The 23,889-nt window shown below is 44.1% G+C and carries 19 protein-coding genes and 1 tRNA gene; 14 read left to right on the top strand and 6 right to left on the bottom strand.

The genetic code is table 11. From position 1 onward, the window contains the following. Positions 1-43: 43 nt before the first annotated feature. Positions 44-697, bottom strand: a complete 654-nt coding sequence (locus WS42_RS01780) for an ABC transporter ATP-binding protein (protein WP_013613667.1) — start codon at positions 695-697, stop codon at positions 44-46. 356 nt (positions 698-1,053) lie between these two features. Between WS42_RS01780 and WS42_RS01775 the strand changes: the two genes are divergently transcribed. From WS42_RS01775 to WS42_RS01725, 11 genes are all read left to right on the top strand, one after another. Next, a complete protein-coding gene (locus WS42_RS01775) occupies positions 1,054-2,793 on the top strand; it encodes a helix-turn-helix domain-containing protein (RefSeq protein ID WP_022161262.1) in 1,740 nt (579 codons plus the stop codon). A 181-nt stretch (positions 2,794-2,974) separates the two neighbouring features. Beyond that, positions 2,975-4,147, top strand: a complete 1,173-nt coding sequence (locus tag WS42_RS01770; RefSeq protein ID WP_013613669.1) for a TlpA disulfide reductase family protein — start codon at positions 2,975-2,977, stop codon at positions 4,145-4,147. Positions 4,148-4,174: 27 nt separating this feature from the next. After that, the gene (locus tag WS42_RS01765; protein ID WP_022161263.1) at positions 4,175-7,252 is read left to right on the top strand and encodes a SusC/RagA family TonB-linked outer membrane protein; all 3,078 of its coding nucleotides are present in this window, start codon (positions 4,175-4,177) and stop codon (positions 7,250-7,252) included. A 12-nt stretch (positions 7,253-7,264) separates the two neighbouring features. After that, positions 7,265-8,707 carry a RagB/SusD family nutrient uptake outer membrane protein gene (locus WS42_RS01760; protein WP_046450685.1) on the top strand — a complete coding sequence of 481 codons (1,443 nt, stop codon included), beginning with the start codon at positions 7,265-7,267 and terminating at the stop codon, positions 8,705-8,707. Positions 8,708-8,733: 26 nt separating this feature from the next. Then, entirely contained in the window at positions 8,734-9,441 is a 708-nt protein-coding gene (locus tag WS42_RS01755; RefSeq protein WP_013613672.1) for a DUF4843 domain-containing protein, read from the top strand. A 19-nt stretch (positions 9,442-9,460) separates the two neighbouring features. After that, positions 9,461-11,050 (top strand): PKD-like family lipoprotein, encoded by a 1,590-nt coding sequence (locus tag WS42_RS01750; protein ID WP_195203723.1) that lies wholly within the window; start codon positions 9,461-9,463, stop codon positions 11,048-11,050. A gap of 179 nt (positions 11,051-11,229) precedes the next feature. Then, positions 11,230-11,311: transfer RNA gene (locus tag WS42_RS01745), tRNA-Leu, on the top strand. A gap of 96 nt (positions 11,312-11,407) precedes the next feature. Beyond that, positions 11,408-12,760: a trigger factor gene (gene tig / locus WS42_RS01740; protein ID WP_013613674.1), complete on the top strand. Its 1,353-nt coding sequence runs from the start codon at positions 11,408-11,410 to the stop codon at positions 12,758-12,760. Positions 12,761-12,858: 98 nt separating this feature from the next. Continuing rightward, positions 12,859-14,076, top strand: a complete 1,218-nt coding sequence (locus WS42_RS01735) for a M16 family metallopeptidase (RefSeq protein ID WP_022161266.1) — start codon at positions 12,859-12,861, stop codon at positions 14,074-14,076. Between the two features lie 7 nt (positions 14,077-14,083). Next, the gene (locus WS42_RS01730; protein ID WP_022161267.1) at positions 14,084-14,725 is read left to right on the top strand and encodes an O-methyltransferase; all 642 of its coding nucleotides are present in this window, start codon (positions 14,084-14,086) and stop codon (positions 14,723-14,725) included. Positions 14,726-14,789: 64 nt separating this feature from the next. After that, positions 14,790-15,584: a thymidylate synthase gene (locus tag WS42_RS01725; protein ID WP_046450683.1), complete on the top strand. Its 795-nt coding sequence runs from the start codon at positions 14,790-14,792 to the stop codon at positions 15,582-15,584. A gap of 8 nt (positions 15,585-15,592) precedes the next feature. On the opposite strand, the gene WS42_RS01720 is transcribed toward WS42_RS01725, so the two are convergent. Continuing rightward, complete coding sequence (locus WS42_RS01720; protein ID WP_022161269.1) at positions 15,593-17,434, bottom strand: DUF3413 domain-containing protein; 1,842 nt, start codon at positions 17,432-17,434, stop codon at positions 15,593-15,595. 1 nt (position 17,435) lies between these two features. Continuing rightward, positions 17,436-18,449, bottom strand: a complete 1,014-nt coding sequence (locus tag WS42_RS01715; RefSeq protein WP_022161270.1) for a glycosyltransferase — start codon at positions 18,447-18,449, stop codon at positions 17,436-17,438. Between the two features lie 226 nt (positions 18,450-18,675). Here WS42_RS01715 and WS42_RS01710 point away from each other — a divergent pair, with 226 nt between their 5' ends. Beyond that, entirely contained in the window at positions 18,676-19,167 is a 492-nt protein-coding gene (locus WS42_RS01710) for a dihydrofolate reductase (protein ID WP_013613680.1), read from the top strand. 7 nt (positions 19,168-19,174) lie between these two features. Here the strand turns inward: WS42_RS01710 and WS42_RS01705 are convergent, their stop codons facing one another. Then, positions 19,175-19,930 (bottom strand): lipopolysaccharide kinase InaA family protein, encoded by a 756-nt coding sequence (locus WS42_RS01705; RefSeq protein WP_013613681.1) that lies wholly within the window; start codon positions 19,928-19,930, stop codon positions 19,175-19,177. 195 nt (positions 19,931-20,125) lie between these two features. Between WS42_RS01705 and WS42_RS01700 the strand changes: the two genes are divergently transcribed. After that, the gene (locus WS42_RS01700; RefSeq protein WP_022161271.1) at positions 20,126-20,902 is read left to right on the top strand and encodes a glycosyltransferase family 2 protein; all 777 of its coding nucleotides are present in this window, start codon (positions 20,126-20,128) and stop codon (positions 20,900-20,902) included. Positions 20,903-20,920: 18 nt separating this feature from the next. Next, the gene (locus WS42_RS01695) at positions 20,921-21,982 is read left to right on the top strand and encodes a glycosyltransferase (protein ID WP_041557054.1); all 1,062 of its coding nucleotides are present in this window, start codon (positions 20,921-20,923) and stop codon (positions 21,980-21,982) included. A gap of 82 nt (positions 21,983-22,064) precedes the next feature. Here WS42_RS01695 and WS42_RS01690 read toward each other — a convergent pair whose 3' ends face one another. Further along, the gene (locus WS42_RS01690) at positions 22,065-22,814 is read right to left on the bottom strand and encodes a lipopolysaccharide kinase InaA family protein (protein WP_022161275.1); all 750 of its coding nucleotides are present in this window, start codon (positions 22,812-22,814) and stop codon (positions 22,065-22,067) included. 14 nt (positions 22,815-22,828) lie between these two features. Continuing rightward, positions 22,829-23,881: a CDP-glycerol--poly(glycerophosphate) glycerophosphotransferase gene (locus WS42_RS01685; protein WP_022161276.1), complete on the bottom strand. Its 1,053-nt coding sequence runs from the start codon at positions 23,879-23,881 to the stop codon at positions 22,829-22,831. Positions 23,882-23,889: the final 8 nt, after the last annotated feature.

Below are 23,889 nucleotides of genomic sequence, written 5' to 3'. Positions count from 1 at the left end.
TTTAGCTTTTAGCTTATAGCCTCTAGCTTTTAGCTTATAGCCTTTAGCCTTTTATCTGTCCATCGCTCAAGCAAATCTTCGAATCTGCCATCTCCGCCAGTTCCGTATCGTGAGTGACGATAACAAAAGTTTGTCCTAACTCGTCGCGTAAGGAGAAAAATAATTGGTGCAGTTCGTTTTTAGTATGTGTATCCAGATTACCCGAAGGTTCGTCGGCCAGGACCACTTTTGGGGAATTGATCAGGGCTCTGGCGACGGATACCCGTTGTTGTTCTCCTCCCGAAAGTTCTGACGGTTTATGAGAGATCCGGTCTTGCAATCCCATTAATTCCAGCAGTCCGAGTGCTTTTTTTTCGGCCTCTTTCCGGGGGACTCCCTTGATCCAGGCTGGCATACATACGTTCTCCAAAGCAGTGAATTCCGGTAGCAAATGGTGAAACTGGAAAACAAAACCGATATTGTTATTTCGGAAATTTGCTAATTTATTGGCCGAATAGTGAGCGACGTTGTCCTGTTCATACCATACCTCTCCTTCATCCGGGTAGTCTAAGGTGCCTATAATGTGCAGCAAAGTACTTTTCCCGGCTCCACTAGCCCCGACGATCGTCACAATTTGTTTTTCGGGAATGATCAGATCGATGCCTTTTAAAACCTGTAGTGTTCCGTAACTTTTTTTGATATTTTTGACCTCAATCATCCAATTTCTTTTAATTTTCGCTGTAAAGATAGGGAATAAAGTCAAAATAATATTTAATTTCGTGTGGAAAACGTCCATTAAATTAGTCGAAAGTTTATAAAGTCTACAAAAAATTCTAAGTTCCCGCACCTGTGGGGGATTGACAATTGCCAGAGACCAGTTGACAATGAAACAGCACACTGGAAAGATCCATCGAACCAACTAAAAACCAATGCTTTATTCTTTATTCCTTTTTTCATTTGTCTTTACTTATTCCTTTTTCGATGGAAGCTTCGCTTCCAAATAATTGTCAATAGGTAATTGTCGTCTGTCAATTATTCTTTTGGTGGATTTCCACCAAAAGAATGGGACGTTTTATGATGCGTTTATTTTGTTTGTTATCAGTTTGTTATCTATGGTTTTGTGGGTTCGGTGGCAAGCAGGAGGGAAAGGTGTCGGATTCGGCTTTGTATGTCTTGAAAGATAAGGCTTATGGGCATATTTCTAAGGGCGAATATCAGGAGACGGAAAGAGTTTGTCAGGAGATTTTACAAAATACCGTTTGGGGAGGACAAGAATGGTTTTACACCTATGCCTTGATCTATCAGGGACAAGCACGGATCATGCTGGGCAAAACGCAGGAGGGATTACAGGATTTGCTCGGGGCAAAACGATTGGCTGAGATACAACACAATGATTCGGCACTTTGTTCGGTGTATAACGGGCTTGGGTTGTACGAACAAAATGTCACTTGTGACTATTACCGCTCTTTGAATTATTACCGGGAGGGGTGTGATATCGCCGAACGTTGCGGACACCGGTTGTTGTATTGTTTGTTAGTCGCTAATATCGCGGAAGTACTGACTTTAAGAAATGAAGAAGCCGGGTTGGAATATGCAGAGAAATGTTACCTGCTGGGCCGGCAGAATAATGATCCTTATCTGATCTATTGCGGGGCGATTTCTATGGCCCGCAATCTTTGTCTCAACCGGAAGATGGAAGAGGCCTGGAGATATACCCGTGAAGCGGATCGGTTGAGTAAACGTTATGACTTTAAAAATCGTTCGGATATTTATAATACATACGGAGAAATAGCGTTGGAAGCGGGGGATTATATGAAGGCCGGATTGTACTATGAGCAGGCGATCCGGGAACATGGTTTTTCACAGGCTGCTTATGTCGTGTCCACCTATGTCGGCTATGGACGGGCGCTAATCGCTCAGAAAAAATACAAGTCTGCTTTGGAAAAATTACAGATCGGGAAAGAGATCTCTGAAAAAAATATCACTTCACTGTTCCGGCGGGAAGTCTACCTGTTGCTTTCAGCCTGTTACGATCGGTTAGGTGAGCCAAAAGAAGCCTTGGAATATTATAAGAAGTATACGGCTGAATCTTTTCGTTTGTATAACGAAGACAAAGAAAGGACAGAGAAGGAGTTGATGGTGAGGTATGAGACAGAGAAACGAAATAAGGAATTGGCTCAAAAAAATATGTTGTTACAAAAGGAACAGAATCGGGTGATGGCTTTGGTCGGGATCACTTTTGTCGTCTTGATCGTCGTTTTACTGTTCTACATCAATTATCGGAGAAAAAATCGATTATATAAACAGATTGTTCGGGAAAGTGTGGATTGGCTGGCGAAGGAAAGACAGTTTTCTAAGCGGATAGCAGAACAGGAGAAACAATTGCAGGAATTGATCGGTAAGGCCGGAGCTGTTGATGGAGGGCGTTATTCCGGTTCTTCGCTGAATAAAGATAGCCAGCAGGAATTATTCGGCCGGTTGGAGCGTTTAATGCAAAACGATCAGGTATATAAAAATAGTTTATTCACCCGGGAAAAAATGGCTGAATTATTGGGTACTAACCGTACCTATCTTTCGCAGACCATCAATGAACAAACCGGATTGACTTTTACGCATTATATGAATAAATATCGGATCGAAGAAGCCCGGAGAATATTGGCTGATCCACAGGACGATACACCGATAAAAGCAATTGCTGCCGATCTGGGATTCAGCTCGGTAACTACTTTTTATACTCTTTTCAAAGCTGTCGTTCAGATGTCACCGGACCAATACCGGAAACATGCCCGCTCGCTGAGAGAAAATAAATCTTAAAGAAATGCAAAAATTGTCCGTGTAAATTCGTACGATTTTTGTATTTTAACATTTATTTTTTACAAAAAAAGCAATTGCTGATTTTGGAATTGCTTTAATAATAAGGTGTTTTTCGGATTTGTTTTTCTTTGTCCTACTAAATCATTTTTAAGAATTTGTTATGAAGATAATGTTAAGGACTATGAAGAACGGATTTTATTTCCTGGGTGGGCTGCTACTTTTAGCGGGGGCCTGTACTGCGCCGGATTCGTACCGGTTGGTTGGAAATCTGAGCGGGTTAGCGGATGGTACCAGGATGCTTTTGGTACCGGCGGCAACACACAAACAAGAGAAGCCTATCGGTGAAGCTGTGGTGGAAGATGGAAAATTTGTTTTCGAGGGACAGTTACCCGAGCCGCGGTTGTTGAATCTGCAGGCAGAGGGGAAGCAGTTGTATTATGCCTTTATGCTGGAAAACGGTGAGGTGACTATAACAGGCGAAGCCGTCTCTACGACCGATGGAGATCGGGAAATGGTGACATTGAATAAGGCGGTTGTTACGGGTAGTAAGGCAGATCGGGAATTCCGGGAGAAAATAGCTTTCCGGCAGGAGTTGGATAAAGCTTATACTCGGTTACACCAAAAATACGAGGATATAAGCCGGCAGTTGGGGGAGGCCCGCCGTACCGGAAATGCGGTGAAGATAGATTCACTGAATCAAACCGAAGAGATGAAGGCCTATGCCAGAGACGAGAAAGCTTTCTTCACTCAGGTAGAAAAGCAGACTATGGCTTCGATCAAAGCGAATAAAGATAGCTATTGGGGACCTCTGTTGATGCTGTATTGCTTTAATTATTTTACCGAGGATCCTGCCCAGATTGAACTTTACAATAGTTTCCCGGAAGAAATACAAAATGGCTACTATGGGCAGTTGTTGAAGAAGGAACTGATCCCGGAGAATCTGATCGGCAAACGGTTACCGGCCTTTTCTGCTCCCGACCGGAATGGAAATATACACTCCGACAGCGATTTGCGTAAGAATAAAAAATGCGTTTTGATCGATTTTTGGGCATCGTGGTGTGGCCCTTGCCGGCGGGAAATTCCTAATTTGAAGAAAATTTACGAAGCATATGTAGACAAAGGGTTGGAAATCATTAGTATATCTATTGATAAGGAGGATAAGGCCTGGCAGAAAGCTTTGGATGAGGAACAGCTGCCCTGGCCTAATTTGATCGATCGGCAAGAGTTGTTCGGAGAGCAGTTTTACGGGCGTACGATCCCGGCTATTTTTCTGGTTACCGAAGACGGAATCGTACAGTATGATAAACTGCGGGGACAAGCGTTGTCCGATAAAATTGCCGAAATATTGAACTAACCGATACTTACTATAAAACTTATGAAAATGAAAAAAAATGTCCAAAACAAAAATTACCGGAGAGGGTGGCGTTTGTTGGCTGTGATCGGTATGCTTTTGTGTTTACCTTTATTACAGCTGAAGGCTCAGGAAATGCGAACGATTACCGGGCTTGTTGTCGATCAGAAGGGAGAAATACTGCCCGGAGCTACGGTGAAAGCGGTACAAGCTCCGGGAGTGAAAACCCTGATCGCTACTTCGACCGATCTCGATGGGAAGTTTAAGTTGAATATTCCGTCGGAGGTTACTCAGATTGAAGTTACTTTTGTCGGGTATAAAAACCAGCAGGTAGCCCTGAAAGGGAAAACCGATTTTAAAATTGTACTGACAGAAGATACCCAGGAGATGGAAGAAGTGGTGGTAACCGGTATGTTCACCCGTAAAGCGAATAGTTATACCGGCTCGGTTACCACAATCAAGGGGGATGAATTGAAAACGGTCGGGAATGGAAATGTCTTGTCCAGTTTGAAAAATATAGATCCTTCTTTTCTGATGGTTGAAAATCTGGAGGTTGGTTCGAATCCCAATGCGATACCCGATTTTCAGATGCGTGGACAGACCGGATTTACCGAAGTGGCCAGTGAATATCAGGAAAATCCGAATCAGCCGTTATTTATTTTGGATGGATTCGAGACGACGCTGACGAAAATTATGGACCTTGATATGAATCAGGTACAGAGTGTTACTTTGCTGAAAGATGCTACTGCTAAGGCGATTTATGGGTCGAAAGCGGCCAATGGCGTGGTGGTGGTAGAAACGATCCGACCGGAAAAAGGGAAAATGAAGATTACCTATACCGGAAGCCTGGATATCGAAGCTCCGGATTTATCCAGTTATGATTTGTGTAATGCCGAGGAAAAATTGCGGGCGGAATATCTGGCCGGTTTCTATACTTCTTCGACGGGATCTGCCACAGAACAGATGAATCTGGACAAAAGATATACGACCGTTGCCAGTGCTATCGCGGCCGGTGTCGATACGTATTGGCTGGATAAACCTTTGCGGGTGGGGGTCGGACAAAAACATTCTCTTTATCTGGAGGGTGGGGATGATTATATGCTGTATGGGATCGATCTGAGTTATAACAATGTGGCCGGAGTGATGAAAGGGTCGAACCGGAATACCCTGAGCGGAGGGATTACATTTTCATATAAATACAAAAATTTATTGTTCCGGAATAAGTTTACGATCGACGATAATAAATCGAATGATTCACCTTATGGTTCGTTCAGCGATTATGCTTACCTGAATCCTTATAACCGTTTGCATGACGAGGATGGAGAAATGGAAGATTCCTGGACGGGTTTGGTGACCGAATATAATTATCTGAAAAATGGCCTGATCAATACCCGGTTTGAAGACAGATACACGACGTTTACCGAAAATTTTTATGCCGAATACCAGGCGTTGCAAAATCTGCGTCTGACTGCCCGGTTCGGTTTGACGAAAAAGAACTCCGGTTCGGAAGATTATTATCCTGCCGGACATACCAATTTTGTCAGCTATACAGGGGATAATTTGTATAAGCGGGGTAGCTATTCCACCTATTCCCGTAAAGATAATAACCTGAGTCTGGATTTGGGGGCGGCTTATTCGATCTCAAAATTGAGGCATACGCTTTTTTTGAATGCCCAATACAGTATGAGCCGGGCGAAATATGACTATTATACGGTTGCTGTGCAGGGATTGGCCAATGATAATATGGATCATATTTCGATGGGGGTAGAATACAAGAATACCAAACCGACCGGTAGCGAAGGGATTACCCGGGACATGGGGTTCACCGGTTCTTTAAACTATTCTTTCGACGATCGTTATTTGTTGGATGTCAATTACCGGTTGAACGGTTCTTCCGATTTCGGGACCAATAACCGTTGGGGACATTTTTATTCCTTCGGTTTGGGTTGGAATCTGCATAAAGAGAGTTTCTTCAGTGATATAGAATGGATCGAGCGGATAAAATTCAGGGCCTCGACAGGTTATACCGGGTCACAAGGTTTTAATTCTTATGATGCTATTGCAACCTTGAATTATTACCAAAGTGCTTATCAGGGCGAATTGGGGTCTTATTTGATGGGATTGGCTAATCCTGATCTGGCCTGGCAAAAGAAATACGACAATAATATCGGTGCGGATCTGAGTTTTTTGCAGGGAGCGGTGAATGTGCGTTTCGATTATTATGTTTCGACGACCAAAGGGACGATCACTTCGGTGACGACTCCGCCTTCTATAGGATTTTCTTCTTACATGGCCAATTTGGGTGAAGTGGAAAACAAAGGTTGGGAAGTGTACCTGAACGGCCGGATTTGGAGAGATACGCCAAGCCGGAGTTATGTGAATTTTTATGCGTCGGCGGCTGCTAATAAAAATATCCTCAAGAAAATATCTAATTCATTGAAAGCATTGAACGATAGCACGGATGAAGAGTACGACTCGTCTTCTGCTACCTCGGTACCTGTCCGTTACGAAGAAGGCCAGTCGATGAGTACGATCTGGGTAGTGAAATCTTTGGGTATCGATCCTCAGACCGGGAAAGAGGTGTTTGTGAAGAAAGACGGTTCGCTGACTTACGATTGGAGTAGTTCCGATTTTATTGCCGGCGGAGATACCCGTCCGAAGGTATCCGGTAATTTCGGTATCAATATGGAGTATCATGGGTTCGGATTGAATGCGGGTTTTACCTGGCGGCTGGGTGGACAAATGTATAATACGACTTTGTTGGACAAAGTAGAAAATGCCGATGTACATTATAATGTCGACCGGCGGGTTTTCACCGGACGTTGGAGTGAACCGGGGCAAGTGGCCCGTTTCAAGTCGATTACGGACGATTCCGAGACTAAACCTACGAGTCGGTTTGTTGAAGATTATAATCTGCTGACATTCTCTTCTTTGAATGTTTATTATGATTTCCGGGAGTGTCGTTTCATGGAAAAGAGTTTTCTGCAACGCATGAAAGCCACCTTTTATATGAATGATATTGCTACCATTTCTTCAGTGAAAACGGAACGCGGAACTTCTTATCCGTTTGCCCGTTCGTTCTCTTTCTCATTACAGGTAACTTTTTAAAACAGGACAACTATGAACAAATTAAGATACAATGTGAGCTTTTGGCTCGGTGCCTTGTTCCTTTTCGTGACGGGAGGATGTTTGGATTATTTCGATGTACGTCCGAAATCACAGGTGCTCGCCGACGAACTTTTTTCTACGGAAGAAGGTTTCAGCGACCAGTTGACCGGAGTGTACAAGAGATTGGCTTCGACCTCTTTGTATGGGCAGGAAATGACCTTCGGGTTAGCCGAAGCCTTGACACAAAATTATGATCTGGCAACAGGAAGCGAGTATTATGAGGCAGGCCTTTACAATTATGAGAATACGGCGGTGAAGAATAAGATCACTACGGTTTGGTCGCAGATGTATTCGGCGATTGCCAATCTGAACATTATGCTGGAGTATATCGATAAAAATCCGGCGATGTTCAGTGGGGATAATTATCGCATATACAAAGGGGAGGCTTTGGGATTGCGTGCTTTTTTGCATCTGGATTTATTGCGGATGTTCGCTCCTTCGTATGCTTCGAATGCACAAGCTCCAGCCATCCCTTATGTAATGACTTATTCGACAGCGGTAACCCCGCAGTCTACTGTCGATAAAGTATTGGATTATGTCATTGCGGATGCCCGGGAAGCTCTCGGGCTGCTGGAAACCGATCCGTTGTTTCTGGCCGATAGTCTGGAAGCTTATACTTATCGGAACGATCGTTCCTATCGGTTTAATTATTATGCCGTTGCAGCAACTTTAGCCAGGGCTTATCAATGGAAGGGAGGGGCCGATAATCTGGCGCAGGCTTTGGTCTATGCCCGGAAAGTGATCGAGGAAAAGAAATTTTCCTGGGTACACTATACTTCTATCACTTCGTCGAATGCTTACGAAAGGGATTTGTTGTTCGCTTCCGAACTGTTATTCCGTTTGAATGTGCTCGATATGGACGATATTATCGGGCCTTATTTTAAAGAACAGACCGATAAGACGAAAAAATTGTCTCCTTCCGAGGAAATGTGGGACGATATTTACGAAGTTTCGACTAAAGCGTATGGGCAGGATTGGCGGCATACTTATCATTGGACTTATAGTGGCAGTGATCCTTATCTGTCTAAATTCTGGCAGTATGAAAACGGTACATATAAAAATTTTATGCCTGTTTTGCGTTGGTCCGAAATGTATTATATCGCTGCCGAAGCTTCACTGAATACCGATTCCCGGCAGGCTGTCCGTTATCTTAACACTGTCCGGAACAACCGGTATCTGGATTTCGACCCGTTGGATGAAAACTTGCCGGTGACACAGATTCAAAATGAAATCTATAAAGAATACCGGAAGGAATTGGTGGGGGAAGGACAATTGTTTTACTATTATAAGCGCTTGAATTTTGCTTCTATTCCCGGGTCGGCGGTCAGCGGTAGCGACGATATCTATGTTTTGCCGATGCCGGAGAATGAGGTTGAATTCGGTAACCGGCAATGATTGTAGAACTGATAAATTGGATTATTATGATAAAATATATACTACTGGGAATTTGGGGATTACTCTTGTTGAATTCCTGCGAAAATGATGATTTTGTTTGGGGAAAAGAAGATTTTGCCCGGATTGTCGGACCGGAGATCTGGACCAGAAATACAGATTCGATGACTTTTACCTTTTCGGTTTATCCGGAAGAGGTAAAGGAATTTGCTGTAGCGTCTTGTGTCGTGATACAAGGGAAAGTGGCGGATTACGACCGGACAGTGAAATTGGCTGTCGATCCGTCGAAAACAACTGCACAGGCATCCGATTATTCACTGCCCCGGGAAGTGATACTGAAAGCCGGTCAGGATTCGGTGGGGTTCGATATCCTGCTTTACCGGACGGAAGCGATGCAAACCGAAGAAGTACGTCTTCAGGTGAAGATAGACGGCTCCGGTGATCTGCAACCGGGAGTCGATGCGTGGTCTGCTTTGACTATCGCCTGGAACGATAAAATTACCAAGCCGGGCAATTGGGAGGATTTGACCGAATTTTTCGGTGACTATAGCGAGACCAAATACCGGTTTATTATTTCGACTTTGGGAGTCAGTCAGTTTACCTATGGAGAAGCAGAGGGGATGACTTGGGGAGAAATGTGGAACTATCGTTTACGGATGGTCGCTGCGCTGGAAGAATATAATGCCACCCATTCGGAGAATATGAAGGATGAAAATGGGGCTGTCGTTTCTTTTTAAAATATAAAAATAGCATATCATGAGAAGAATGAAATATAAAATCGGGGCTTTTTGCCTCTTGGCGATAGGACTTTGGGGATGTCTGGAGGATAAAGGCGTGTATGATTACGACTTCGATATGGCGCCTGAAATAAAGATAGATACGGTTGGAACGGATAAAACCGAACTGTTCCGGACCTGGGAAATCGGGGATACCATTCATTTTACGCCCCGGGTTACCTATAGTAAGCCTGAAAATCTGGTATACCGTTGGTTTGTTATGGATTCCGATTACAAACCGGAAACGGTGGGGAATACGACGGTGTATCCGCCGGCCGACACCATTTCCCGTACACTCGATCTGAATTATGTGGTGAGTCTCGAGGCAGGGAAAGCTTATCAGGTGTGGATGATGGCCAAAGATACGGTATACAATACGATGGGATTTTTTCTGGCGAGATCGTACCTGACTCTTCCTCAGGCGGGTTCTAAGAGTGGAATTTATTGTTTACAAGAAAAAGAGGGCCGGGTGGATGTCGATGTTTTCGGATCGAAAAGGACCTTGATTTTCAGCGGATCACAGGCTGAAGAATATTGGCACGAACAGGATTATTGGAGTGGTTTACATCCGGAACATCCTTTGGACGGTGAGGCTAAGCTGATTTTTTATTCTACTACGGGAAAATGGTATTATATCCTGACCGGACAGGAGGCTTTGCGTTGTTCACCTGCGAATATGGTGATTATGGACACCTGGAACGATATGTTTTATTCAGCGCCCGAATACGGTCCTGAGGCGATGATGTGTGTGAATAATTGTGATTTCCTGATCAATAACGGAAGGTTGCATTGTCTGTATATTCAAAGTGCCGGTGACCGGAAGTTTCCGGTAGCGATGAGCGGTATGTATGATCTTGCTCCTTACCTGGCTTCGGCTACGATTGCGGGTTGGGGGGCTGTGACCGGGGCTATCGGGGCTTACCAGGTGGTTTTCGACAAAGAACAGAACGGTTTCCGGCCTTTCTTCAACCGGGCTTCGTCATTGAGCCGTTTTAGTGAAGCGGATGCTGAAGCGGTATTCGATGTGAACCATATGAACGGGGAGTTGGTGTATTCGGCCACCGTAAACGGAGGTGAGACGATGGCGGTGATGAAACGTGACGGTGGGTATTGGATGGATGTGGCTTGTTTCTACAATGTCGTGGATAATGGAAAGCTGGCTCGTTACTCCCGTTCCCTGGCCGGATGTGAGAATTTAGACCGGGCCACTTGTTTTACTTCGACCAATGCAGGCTCCGTTTTGTTTTATTCGGTCGGTAATACTTTGTATTCTTATAGTTATACTACCGGGCAAACGGAATCTGTAAAAGTGTGGAACTCGGATGACGACGACGAAGTCATTACTTGTCTGTATATGATCGGAACGGGGGGATTCCCGACAGCCGGACGTGTTTTGTGGGCTGCCGTATGGAATGAAAAAACTCAGGAAGGAAAGATCGTAGAATTTGAAGTGAGTCCTACTACCGGAAAGATTGAAGACATGTACGGACCGATGTTCGGAGGGCCGGCCAATAGTCCGAGTATCTTCCCCGGTTTCGGTAAAGTGATCTCGATGACACAAACGATTTAGGCTGGGAAACAGACGTTGGGGGAAAGGTGTGTTAGTAAACGTTACAGAGGGAGCATGAGACAGGTTATCCTCCGTAACGTTTACCCCCTCTGTAACTTATGTTTGTAAAACTGAATTTTTCAAAAAAAGTTTGACTATATGAAATTTAATATTACTTTTGCAGCGTCAAAAACCGGCACGCGGGCGTGGTGGAATTGGTAGACACGCTAGACTTAGGATCTAGTGTCGCAAGACTTGGGGGTTCGAGTCCCTTCGCCCGTACAAAAGTAGGGAAGCCACCTTATGCGAGGTGGCTTTTTTCTGATTGAGAAGAGAGTTAGTCATATATAATAACAATTGCTATAATTCAAGAATGGCATGAATATAACGAAAAACCAGATCGACGATCTGAATGCAACCATTAAGATCGAACTAGGTAAAGAAGATTACGCCGGCCGCGTAGAGAAAGCATTGAAAGATTATCAGAAGAAAGTAGTAGTAAACGGCTTCCGTCCAGGAAAAACTCCGATGGGAATTGTGAAAAAAATGTACGGAAAATCTTTATTGGTAGATGAAATCAATAAAGTTTTGGGAGAATCGTTGAATAACTACATCAAGGAGAATAATCTTCAGATTCTGGGCGAACCGCTTCCGAACGAGACTGAACAGAAGGAACTGAACCTGGAGGATGAAAATTTCGAATTCCTGTATGATATCGCTTTGTCTCCTGAGGTGAATGCCAAAATGAGCAAACGTGAAAAAATACCTTTCTATACCATCAAAGTTGACGATGAAATGATCGACAAACAGATCGAAAGCATCTGTAAAAACAACGGTAACATGATCGCTGTAGATGAGATCGAGGGTACCGAATACCTGAAAGGGGAATTGATCGAATTGGACGCTGACGGAAATGTGAAAGAAGGAGGTATCAAAAACGAAGATGCTTCGATGTCGGTATTCCACATGAAAGATGAAGAAGCTGTAAATGCTTTCAAGGGTAAAAAAGCAGGTGAGGAAGTGAAGTTCAATGCAGTGAAAGCATACCCGAACAAGACCGATTTTGCTGCTATGTTGGGTGTAACGAAAGAAGAAGCCGAACATGCCGGTGAAAACTATTGTTTTATCGTCAAAGAAATCAAACGTTATATCGATGCAGAAGTAAACGAAGAATTGTTTACTAAATTGTATGGGGAAGGAGTGGTCAAAGATGCAGCGGATTTCCGTAATCGCGTGAAGGCAGATATCGAAAATCAGCTGAAAGGACATTCTGAATACCGCTTTACCATCGATGCCAAAGAAAAACTGATAAAGAAAAATGAAGATGTAGTTCTGCCCGAAACTTTCCTGAAAAGATGGATTGTGGCTGTCAATGAAAAGATGACTCCTGAAGAAGTGGAGAAAGATTTCGAAGGCTACCGGGATGAATTTAAATGGCAGCTGGTGAAATCGGCTATCGTGAAAGATTATGATGTGAAGGTGGAAGCCGAGGATATGAAACGGGAAGGACGCCAGATCGCTGCTGCCCAGCTGCAACAATACGGGTTATACGGATTGACTGACGAACAGCTGGACGGATTTGCAGCTAAATTGCTGGAAGATGAAAAACAGCGTCAGCATCTGTATGAAAGAGCTTTAGATAACAAAGTCTTCGACGTGATCCGGGAAAACGTGAAGCTCGAAGAACAAGAAATTTCTATGGCTGATTTCGAAAAATTATTCCAGAAATAAGATTTTAGGAAATAATATGGGAAAAGCCTTGCTATGCAGGGCTTTTTTCTTTAAACACCCGGAGGGGAACGGGATATGAAGGAGGTTTGCGCGTGAGCATGTATCAGACTCATATATTGAAAAATGGATTGAAGGTCATTCATCAGCAGGTGGACGGTAAAGCTGCCTGGTGTGGATTGATTATCGGTGTCGGTAGCCGGGACGAGCGCCCGGAAGAAGAGGGGATCGCTCATTTTATCGAGCATGTGATTTTTAAAGGGACGGAGAAAAGAAAAGCCTTTCATATCCTGAGCCGCATAGAAGATGTGGGAGGAGAACTGAATGCTTATACGACGAAAGAAGATACTTGTATTTATGCTTCCTTCCTGGCCAGGGATTATGAACGGGCTTTGGAATTGTTCGCCGATATCGTGTTTCATTCGGTATTTCCCGAAAAAGAGATAGAGAAAGAAAAAGAGGTGGTGATCGATGAGATCAATTCTTACAAAGATAGTCCGGGCGAATTGATTTTCGACGATTTCGAGGAACTGATTTATCCGGATTATCCGATCGGTAGAAATATCCTGGGAAGCGAGAAGGCGGTAAAAGGCCTCCGGCGGGACGATATTATCGATTTCGTCAAACGGAATTACCGGCCGGGAAGAATGGTGATCAGTTCGGTCGGGGATATTCCTTTCGATAAACTGGTCCGCCTGATTGAAAGATATTTCGGAGATATTCCCGGGGATCCGGCTGTATTGGTTCGTGAACGTCCCGGGATATACTTGCCCCGGCAGAAAGTGATCGATATGGATACTTATCAGAATCATTGTATTATAGGAAACGTCGCTTACGATTATACCGAAGATAAACGTCTGGCTTTTTCTCTTTTGGTCAATATCCTGGGGGGGACGGGGATGAATTCCCGTTTGAACCTGAATATCCGGGAGAAATACGGACTGGCTTATAACATCGAAGCTTCCTATACTCCCTATTCGGATACGGGGATTTTCACGATATACTTCGGCTGTGATGCCGGCGATCTGGACAAGTGTCTGCGACTTTGCCGGAAAGAGATGGCGGCTTTGGGGGAGGAACTTTTGGGATATAACCAATTGCGTAAAGCCAAAAATCAGATGATCGGGCAGATCACCCTGGCGTCGGAAAATTATGAAAATATGATGCTGTCCAGTGGCAAGAGCTTTCTTATTTATGATAAAGTGGATGAACTGGAGGCGGTCTGTGAAGAGGTAGGAGGTATTACCCCTGAGTTGCTCCGGCAGGTGGCCCGGGAGATTTTTGCTCAGGATAAACAATCGGTTTTGATCTATAAATAAAGAAAGTATGTTGGACTTGGATGCTGAACTGGAAGAATATATCGGATTGCACTCCGAACCGGAACCGGAAATATTGCAACAGTTGTCGAGGGCTACTCATCAGAAGATTTTAAGGCCCCGGATGTTGTCGGGGAATCTGCAGGGGCAATTCCTGAAGATGCTGTGCCGGATGAACCGGGTCCAACGGGTGTTGGAAATCGGGACATTTACCGGTTATGCAGCCATCTCGATGGCAATGGGCATGGGAGAGAAAGGCGTGCTCCATACCATCGACATCAATGACGAGATTGAAGATTTTACGCGTAATTATATCGAACGTAGCGGACTGGCCGGACAGATCGTTTTTCATATCGGAGATGCCTGTGAGATAATACCCGGGCTGGATGAATGCTTCGATCTGGTATTCATCGATGCCGATAAAAGGCAATATGCAGCGTATTACCGGTTAGTATTCGATAAGGTCCGGCCAGGAGGAATCATTGTGGCTGACGATGTGCTGTGGGACGGTAAGGTCACGGAAAAAGATACCCGCGATGCGCAAACACGCGGGATACTGGAATTTAATGAGTTGGTGCAGGCCGATACCCGGGTAGAAAATCTGTTGTTGCCTGTGCGGCATGGATTGATGCTGATCCGGAAGAAAGATTAGGAATCGGAGATAGAAATTGAGTGAATTAATTTTATCTTTGTAAAGATATAAACAGAGCATAATTATGAGACAATATTTGGATTTGCTGGACCGGATTTTGAGTGAAGGAGCGGAGAAAACAGACCGTACCGGAACAGGGACGATCAGTGTTTTCGGTCATCAGATGCGTTTTGATTTACAGGCAGGTTTTCCTTTGCTGACCACCAAAAAATTGCATCTCAAATCGATTATCTACGAATTGCTTTGGTTCCTGAAAGGAGACACCAACGTCAAATATTTGCAGGATCATGGGGTGAAGATTTGGAACGAATGGGCGGGTGCCGACGGGGATTTGGGACATATCTACGGTTATCAATGGCGTTCATGGCCCCGGCCCGACGGGACCCATCTGGATCAGATCGCACAGGTGGTCCACGATATAAAAAACAACCCCGACTCCCGGCGTTTGATTGTGAGTGCCTGGAATGCCGGAGATATTGAAAATATGGCTTTAGCTCCCTGCCATGCTTTATTCCAGTTTTATGTGGTCGGTGGCAAATTATCCTGCCAGCTCTACCAACGTAGTGCCGATACTTTTTTGGGAGTTCCCTTCAATATCGCTTCTTATGCCTTGCTGACCCTGATGATGGCCCAGGTTTGTGGTTTGCAGCCGGGTGAGTTCGTACATACCCTGGGGGATGCCCACATATACCTGAATCATATCGAACAGGTCCGTCTGCAATTGTCCCGCGAGCCCCGCGCTTTACCGCAGATGCATATCAATCCGGCTGTGAAGGATATTTTCGGTTTCCGCTATGAAGATTTCGAATTGACCGGCTACGATCCCCATCCGCATATCAAAGGAGCGATTTCGGTATAAATCGTGGTTCAGTCTTTTTTCCTGAATCGGTTTTTATATTCCAAAACTTCTTTGAGTAGTTGAGGAGACATCGGATGATCGATCGGATTCAGCAGACTGTCCGTTACGACGATTCGGCCTGAATGTTTCTTTTCGTATATCGCTTCGGGGGTGACAAAGGCGTAATTTTCTTCGGTACCTGTCAGGTGAAAGAGCGGGCGCAGGCTGTCGGTGAGAAAATGGCCCATGCTGTAATCTCCGGGAGGATTCGAAACACCGAAGAGGGTATGCATCAAAGTCGGCACAATGTCGTAATGAGTGGTTGTATGGTGATAGTTCCGTGGAGCTTGTCCGGGTTCGTAATAAATGAAAGGCACATGAATCTGTGCATCGGAATAATTACTGCCGTGACCCCAGTAATTTTTTTTATTCTCATTGAATTCCTGACTGTGGTCTCCGGTAATGACCAGGATCGAATTGTCTAAGAGTCCCTTGTGTTCGAGTTCTCCGACGATACTTCCAACCAGGGAATCTACATACCAACCGCAATTTCTGTAGAGGTTGAAAAATGGCGTGGCATCCATTTCATTATTCAGCGCCATATAATTGGCATACTCCCAGGAAGGTTCGAATTTATGACGGTGAGGAGCCGGAATGGAGATGGCATGCAACAAATCATAGAATAAAAAAGCAAAAAACGGTTTGTCGGGTTTTTGGTCCAGATATTGAAGAAAGTCGGCCGTCAGCCGGGTATCGCGGTCGAAAGGAGTTGCCCCTTGGGTTTCTGTCCGAAGGTGCGGAACTTCCCCGAAAATAATCCGGTCGAAAGGCGGATTTTGAAGAGTTGCACTCGGAAAGGTCTGAACGTCATACCCCTGTTCGAGCAGGGTTTGGATGAATAAAGGAGAGGTCCCCGATAGTTCGAAAGCTTTCCAATAGGTAGGAGAAATTCCGAAGAACAAGCCGAAAATACTTCCTCGTGTACCGCTGCTGGAACTCAGATGATGGGTGAAAACCGAACTACGGGTTGCGAAACCGGAGAGGTTCGGCATGGTCTCTGTATCGAATATCCGTGGATTCCAGGAATCCAGAAGGATAAAAATAATATTTTTCCGTGAAACGGTATCATTTGAAATCAACGGATGTAACGGATAGGTGATACCGGTATTGAGAGTGGTGTTGTCGTTCAGTTGCGGATGGGAAACCGGGTGATGGATAATTCCTAATTTTGCCATTAACTTGTTTGCAGTCAATGGATAAAATTGTGGCAGGCAGGTTGCGACATTTTGTATCGAAAATTGGTTTGAAGCAGCGGCATAGGCATGCACTAAATGTGCACTTAAAGTGCTGCATACAAAGAGAACGAGATATAAGATAATTTGCCGTCTTCTCAAACGCTGATAAAAGCGGTAGGCTATCCATATTATGCCGGAAAACAGGAATCCCACAGCCAGGATAGTCAATGCAAATCTGAGAATCAAAGACGTTTCGAAATTGAACACTTGTCCGGCATCTTGCCCGAAAACCATGTCCAGTACCAAACCGTTGATATGGAATTTGTATAGCTGAAAGACCAGGCCGTTCAGGTAGGCTATGATATTCAACAGGAAATAAAAGGTAATCAGTAGACCTTGGTTGAAACGGGGGAAAGGGCACGCCAGCGACATCAGGATATATAGCAGATAGGGAATTAAGGCAAACAGACCGGCATGTGCAAAAGCCGCAACGAGGTAGTAACCGTATCCGGCGAAATCGGTGGTCGAAGCGATATTGCTTTGCAACAGATAGAGAAAGAATTGTAAGAACAGGGTAAAAGATCCTGCAATATAGATTGCAAATCCCAGTTTGAGGCGGTTTTGTAAAGTGTTCATTTTATTTATCGATAACTTGCTGGAAAACATTCGTCAGATTCTGTACGTATTTTTCCATGGTATAATGGGTGATGATCCGCTGGTATCCGGCTTCTCCGAATGCTTTCGTTTTTTCGGGATCCCGGGCCAGTGTTCCGATACTGGCTGCAATGGCTTCCGGTGAGTCGGGGCGGATGATCATACCGGTCTGTCCGTCGACCACCAATTCCCGGGCTCCGGGAATATCGGTTACGATACAAGCCACCTTACAAGCCATAGCTTCACGCAAGCTGCGGGGGGAAGCATCCCGGATAGAGGGACAGATGCAGACATCTTTACCCGGCAGAAAATGGACGGCATCCTTACGCAGACCGAGCATATGAATCCGGGCTGCTGCCGGCCCTTGTTGGGCCAGTTGGTAGTCGGCTTCATCGTAATCGCCCAAATGAATCAGATGTACCCGGGGATCCTCAATCAGATGCATACCTGCAATCAGTTGCCGGAGACCTTTGAAAGGACGGTGTTTGGTATTGGCCAGGCATACGACTTGAAAAGCATCGTCAGGAATGCCCTCGACCGACTGGGGGTGAGTGAAAGCATCCTTCATCCAGTTGACATCGTAAGGTTTGGGATTTACGGTCATCTTGGCCGGAGAAATAAATTTAGACAGCTGTTCTTTGATGTCCTGGGTGGCACACATCATGTGAGCTACCCTTGGATTTAGGGTGCCTAGATAATAAGTCAGATCACTCCTTCTGATTTTAGCCTGTGTACCCCGGTAACCGATGACTTTAACCTGAGTTCCAAGTGTTGCGAATAGGGCATTGGACAGATCGGAACTGTTAATGGCATAGATGACATGGATCTGATGGGTTTTAATAATTTTACGGATACACTGAATAGTCGGCCAATTAAATTTCTTACGGAAATAAGGCACTTCGATGCCTGTGATGTCTTTGGGAATAGCTTTATGCTCGTCTTCAGTGGTATAAGTGACATAAGTGTTGAAGCCTTTGGCCTGAATGGCTTTCAACATGCCATAATTTATAATATCAATTGTGTGGGATACACAAAGTAAATTCATCATTTTAACGGGTCGGTTACGGGATTTAGCCTGACAAAGTTGTGGAAAATTTTTATAATATGCAATCCGACTGATTTATAAAGTCTGTTTACAGCCTGAATATTCCGTTTTTTTTTTCGGGATTGTCGTTTTATGTCCTATTTTTGTTGAATATTTAAGTATTTAAATTTGAAAAAATATGGAATTAGCGATTATAGTTGCTGCTGCTGAAAATCATGTGATCGGAAGGGATAATGGATTGATCTGGCATTTATCGGCAGATTTGAAGCGATTTAAAGCGCTGACGACCGGTCATGCGATATTGATGGGACGGAAGACTTTCGAATCGATGGGAAGAGCGCTGCCCAATCGAAGAAATGTGGTGATTTCCGGTAATCCCGGTTTTGTCGCCCCTGGTGCCGAGGTGGTGCCGGATATCCCGAAAGCTTTGGAACTGCTAAAAGGGGAAGAACGGGTATTTGTGATCGGAGGAGGCTCGATCTACCGCGAATTTTGGGATAAGGCTTCGCAGTTATATCTGACAGAAGTACATACCTCTCCCGAGGGAGATACTTTCATTCCTGCCATAGATCCGGATAAATGGGAATTGATCGGCCGTGAAGATCATTATGCCGATGAGAAAAATGAATTCGATTACTCATTTCTCGATTATCGTTTAAAGGCTGAATAGGGTTGAGTTATCCGAAAATCTTTTTTCGGATAGCCTTCGACCGTTCTTTCCGCTGATCTCTTCGTATGGAATAATGATTGTATTTCAACATCAGCCGGATACATGCTTCCTGATCGAAATTCCGGCATTGCGCATATTTTTTAGCCAGAAAAATATAGAGTTCGTCGCTGATGAACATGCGTCTGAAATTTTTACAACCTTCTTCGAGGTTCATCGGTTTAAAAGTCATCCGGTTGATATCCACCAGGGAAAAATGGTATTGTCCGTCTATTTGTGCGATAAGTACATTCCCCGGCGAATAGTCTTCATGGCAAACTCCTTTTTCGTGTAAAGCAGCTGTAAACTGTGCAAATGCAGTCATCAAAGCTTCATTGCCCTGTAACGGTCCCTGGTAGTATTCCCGGATTTCCCGTCGGTAAGGGCATTGCAGGCTGATATAATAACTATAATGTAGTAATCCTCCCTTAAATTCTTCGATATAAGCGATCGATTCAGGGGTTTCGAATCCCCGTTTGATGACTTCGAAAGCATTGTTGTAAGCCCGGCAAGCTTTGGATTTCCGGAAAAAAGTATAAGCGATCCGGTTAATGAAAATCGGAACCCGGTAACGTTTTACGTTTATTTCCAGACCATTCACCTTGAATTTCTTGATCGTGTTCCGTCTGTCCTGGACGATTTCTCCACCTGCGTTGAAATTTTGGGGGAGGGTTTCGATGAAGGTATAGAGAGATTTATATTGGGGATTGAGTATAATTTTCCTCATTTATTCCTTTTTATCTAATAATACGTAGATGACTTCAGGCAATAAAAACCTTCGTTTATTTGTCGGGCAAAGATAAAGAATCTTTTAGGATGTACAAATTTTATCATTCTAATACTAACCGGGATAGAATTCGCCGGCTTATTGCACCGGATGATTTTTCGCTACCAAAATAAACGAACATTTAAATTGGAGGCGATGAAAATATCCGTGGTTATTCAGACTTATAACTCAGAACAATTTTTGGAACGGGTACTGAATTCGGTGAAAGAATTCGATGAAATTGTGGTGTGTGATATGTATAGCACCGACCGTACGATTGAAATAGCCCGAAAGTTCGATTGTAAGATCGTTTATCATAAGAAAACCGATTTTTGTGAACCGGCCCGGAATTTTGCCATACACTCGGCTACTTATGATTGGGTGTTGGTGGTTGATTCGGATGAAATTGTTCCTGCGGACTTGAAGGATTATTTATATACTCTCCTTCGGGAACAACGTGCTATCGGTGGAGTTTGGATCCCACGGAAGAATTATTTGATGGGAAAATTCATACATGGGGATTATCCGGATTATATCTTACGTTTTTTCCGTAAGCAAAATGCTTTTTGGCCTCCATATGTACATGCAGTTCCCCGGGTAGAAGGAAAGGTGATCCGGGTGCCCCGTAATAAAAAAGAGCTGGCTTTTATTCATTTAGTCAACAATCCGCTGGAATTGAAGTTGAATAAACTGAATATTTACACCAGCAAAGAGATCCCCAAACGTACCGGACAGAAATATACTTTTCTTAGTATTTTTTATGCTCCGGCATATCGTTTTTTCAAGTCTTATATTTTGAAGGGAGGTTTTCGGGATGGGAAGGCCGGTGTGATCAATGCCGGAATGGATGCCTTTTATAAATTTGTTACAATCGCTAAAATCTGGGAAAACCGGATAAAGAAACAGGATATATCGAAGGAGTTGCCGGAATAGGAAATTATATTGATTTTTATGCGTTTGCTCGGTGTTTTTCATTGTATCGATATTATAAATTACCATATGCTTCAGGCGATGAGGGGGAAGGGGATCGAAACCTATGCAACTTATACTTCTGATGAAGAACGAGAGGCCTTGCCTAAGGAATGTGTGGCTTTGAGAATACCTCATTTTAAAAGTAAATTTAAATATGCCTCTATCAAGGAGGTGCGTTCGATTATAAAGAAATATCGTATCGATGTAATCTATGCTTCGAGTAGCATCGATTTATCCATTGCATTGTTCGCTTCCTGGGGGACACCTGCCCGGGTGGTAGGGTATCGGGGCACGCAGGCTAAAATCAGAAGGAGCGACCCGACTTATTATCTGGGTATTCTCAATCCACGCATAGCCCATGTGATGTGTGCAACGGAAGATATAAAACAACAACTTGCCCGGTTTATTTCTCCGGATCGAATGACTGTGTCTCCGAAACCCTACGAGGTTATGTGGATGGAAGATGTATGGGCTCATCCTAAATCCGTAGCGGGAATACCGTCGACCGCTTTTCAAGTTATATGCCTGGCCAATACCAAGGGAAGATCTTTTAAAGGATTACGGATTTTGATCCGGGCTTTGGAGCTACTGACCGATACGGACATCCACTTGATCTATTTGGGGGAGTATGATAAAGCCGACTATAAATTGGCACAAAATGGCCCTGCTGCGAAACAAATACATATGTTAGGTCCTCATAAAGATGCTGTTTATTATTTACCGGGTAAAGATGTCTGCATCTGTCCTTCGACCCGTGATGCCTCTCCCCGTAGTTTACGTGAAGCGATGGCCTGTAAAGTGGCCTGCATCGTAACGGATATTCCGGGGGCCCGGGATTTGGTCGTCGACGGGCGGACAGGTATCATCGTACAGGCCGGATCTCCGCAAGCGATTGCCGAAGGGATCCGGGTTTTGGCTGCTGACCGTGCAAAAACCAAAATGATGGGAGAAGCCGGTTATCAGCGAATCAGGACAGATTATACCATGGAGGAGTATGTACGGAGACTGAAAGGAGTATTCGACGCAATAATGACAAAATGATATTCTAAACAAAACGGTAAGGTCTCTCACAGGAACGGGATGCTCCTCGATAAATGAACAGTTTTCAATAATGGAGTCTGCTTTAAAAGAATCTTTTTTTGAATGCCTTGAATTTCTTTTTACGATAATCTCTTTTTAAAGAGAGGTGGTTGTAATAATGGATCCAGGCCTTACATTGTTGGGGATCGAAATGTCTGCTTCGGGCATATTCCTGTGCGATGAAAGTATATATCTCTTCGTTTTCGAACATCCGCATCAGGTTTTTACATCCCTTTTTTAGGTCCATCTGCCTGAATTTCATTCGATTGATATCGATCAAAGCAAACTGAAAACAATCGCCTTCCCCGTTGACCAGGACATTCCCGGGAGAATAGTCCTGATGGCAAATACCGGCTTCATGTAAGGCTGCCGTGTAGCGGGCGAAAGCTCTGAGCAAGTCTTCATTACCCGTAAGGGGACCGAAATACAGTTCTCTCATCTCTTTATGAAAGGGACATTGAAGGCTGATATAGTAACTGTAATGAAGTAAACCACCCCGGAAGGTTTCGATACAAGCGATAGATTCCGGAGTATTAAACCCCCGTTTCCGGACTTCTAAAGAGTTGAAATAAGCTTTGACCGCTTTTGATTTTCTGAAAAAACGGTATGCGATCCGATTGATGAATATAGGAACTCTGTAACGTTTTACGTTTATTTCCAATTCCTTGTATTCGAATACTTTAATCGTATTTCTTTTGTCTTGAATGACTTTCCCTTCCGAGGCGAAACGGGTTGGAAGGTCTTGTACAAATTGTTGCAGGAATTTGTATTCCGGATTCAGGACAATTTTCATCGACGATAAGAATTTCAGTGTTTTTTGATTTTTCCGAATTTTTTGATACTGGTATATTTACGCCAAAGGTTCAGTTTTCGTTTGGCAGGTACCCCATGCCGGGAGATATAATCTTCGGCAGCGGTCAGCATCCGTTGTCCGACCTTCCCGTCGAGATAAGGATCGTAGTTGTCTATGATCCATTGGCGTTTAAGTGCGGCACTTTCGTCATGCAGGGCCTGTTCATAGGCTTCGGGGAGTTCGTCTGTCTGTTGTATATCGATCCAATAAATATCTTTGGCTACCGTCTGAAAGGTAATTACCGGTTTGTTCAGTAATAAAAATTCGTATACCGTCGATGAAGTATCACTGATCATGACATCGGCCATCAACTGATATTTGGTAATGTTATGATCGTCGATCCAGATGACATGCTGTTGAGAGGCTGCCCATTCCCGGTATTCATCAGTCCATTCCTGACGCGTCAGAGGATGGAATTTTAATAATAACAGGATATCCTTTTCCTGCACTAATCTATCGAGTCCCGCTTTCAAATGAGGAAGCGAGGTGAGAGAAGGCGAAAAAGTCGGTGCATAAAGTACTAATTTTTCACGTTGGTGTTGCTGTAACAGCCGGGATTTTTCTTCATCGAAAGTATGCAGATTCTGAAAAATCCAATCCTGGCGCGGCCAACCGGTTTCTACTACCTCGAAATCCTTGTATTTTTTTGCCAGAGCACTGAAACCTTCGGTGAAAAAAGGGCCTTGGGTAAAGTAGGTATCGAAATATCTTCGGATCACCCAATGGTCTTTCTTTTCGGCAGCATAACCATGGAAGATTTGTATTTTTACGCCCGGCAGATAATAAGGGACAATGTTGCAGGGAACGAAAATGGCTTCCGGCGAATAATCATAAATCTTTTGTATGCTGTCGGTCCACTTCACTCGGTCTTTTAAGGGAAAGTCAGGGATATTCCGGGAATGGACATACCATAAAATATCGTGTCCTCCGCTTTTCAGTGCTTCTTCCTGAATAGGAGTCAGAATATTGATGGCATATTTTTGTTCACAAAATAAAACAATACGCATAACAGATA

It is taken from the genome of Odoribacter sp. N54.MGS-14 (assembly GCF_000980295.1).
In the GTDB taxonomy this organism is placed as follows: Bacteria; Bacteroidota; Bacteroidia; order Bacteroidales; family Marinifilaceae; genus Odoribacter; species Odoribacter splanchnicus.
The sequence above is the reverse complement of the archived record's forward strand: the minus strand, read 5'-3'. Positions and strand labels throughout refer to the sequence as shown.

Coding starts and splice junctions, on each gene's coding strand:
- WS42_RS01750 (WP_195203723.1), top strand. CDS start 9,461: ATGAGAAGAATGAAATATAAAATCGGGGCTTTTTGCCTCTTGGCGATA.
- WS42_RS01730 (WP_022161267.1), top strand. CDS start 14,084: ATGTTGGACTTGGATGCTGAACTGGAAGAATATATCGGATTGCACTCC.
- WS42_RS01725 (WP_046450683.1), top strand. CDS start 14,790: ATGAGACAATATTTGGATTTGCTGGACCGGATTTTGAGTGAAGGAGCG.
- WS42_RS01715 (WP_022161270.1), bottom strand. CDS start 18,449: ATGTTGAAAGCCATTCAGGCCAAAGGCTTCAACACTTATGTCACTTAT.
- WS42_RS01720 (WP_022161269.1), bottom strand. CDS start 17,434: ATGAACACTTTACAAAACCGCCTCAAACTGGGATTTGCAATCTATATT.
- WS42_RS01710 (WP_013613680.1), top strand. CDS start 18,676: ATGGAATTAGCGATTATAGTTGCTGCTGCTGAAAATCATGTGATCGGA.
- tig (WP_013613674.1), top strand. CDS start 11,408: ATGAATATAACGAAAAACCAGATCGACGATCTGAATGCAACCATTAAG.
- WS42_RS01705 (WP_013613681.1), bottom strand. CDS start 19,930: ATGAGGAAAATTATACTCAATCCCCAATATAAATCTCTCTATACCTTC.
- WS42_RS01775 (WP_022161262.1), top strand. CDS start 1,054: ATGATGCGTTTATTTTGTTTGTTATCAGTTTGTTATCTATGGTTTTGT.
- WS42_RS01695 (WP_041557054.1), top strand. CDS start 20,921: ATGCGTTTGCTCGGTGTTTTTCATTGTATCGATATTATAAATTACCAT.
- WS42_RS01755 (WP_013613672.1), top strand. CDS start 8,734: ATGATAAAATATATACTACTGGGAATTTGGGGATTACTCTTGTTGAAT.
- WS42_RS01685 (WP_022161276.1), bottom strand. CDS start 23,881: ATGCGTATTGTTTTATTTTGTGAACAAAAATATGCCATCAATATTCTG.
- WS42_RS01770 (WP_013613669.1), top strand. CDS start 2,975: ATGAAGAACGGATTTTATTTCCTGGGTGGGCTGCTACTTTTAGCGGGG.
- WS42_RS01735 (WP_022161266.1), top strand. CDS start 12,859: ATGTATCAGACTCATATATTGAAAAATGGATTGAAGGTCATTCATCAG.
- WS42_RS01780 (WP_013613667.1), bottom strand. CDS start 697: ATGATTGAGGTCAAAAATATCAAAAAAAGTTACGGAACACTACAGGTT.
- WS42_RS01700 (WP_022161271.1), top strand. CDS start 20,126: ATGAAAATATCCGTGGTTATTCAGACTTATAACTCAGAACAATTTTTG.
- WS42_RS01765 (WP_022161263.1), top strand. CDS start 4,175: ATGAAAAAAAATGTCCAAAACAAAAATTACCGGAGAGGGTGGCGTTTG.
- WS42_RS01760 (WP_046450685.1), top strand. CDS start 7,265: ATGAACAAATTAAGATACAATGTGAGCTTTTGGCTCGGTGCCTTGTTC.
- WS42_RS01690 (WP_022161275.1), bottom strand. CDS start 22,814: ATGAAAATTGTCCTGAATCCGGAATACAAATTCCTGCAACAATTTGTA.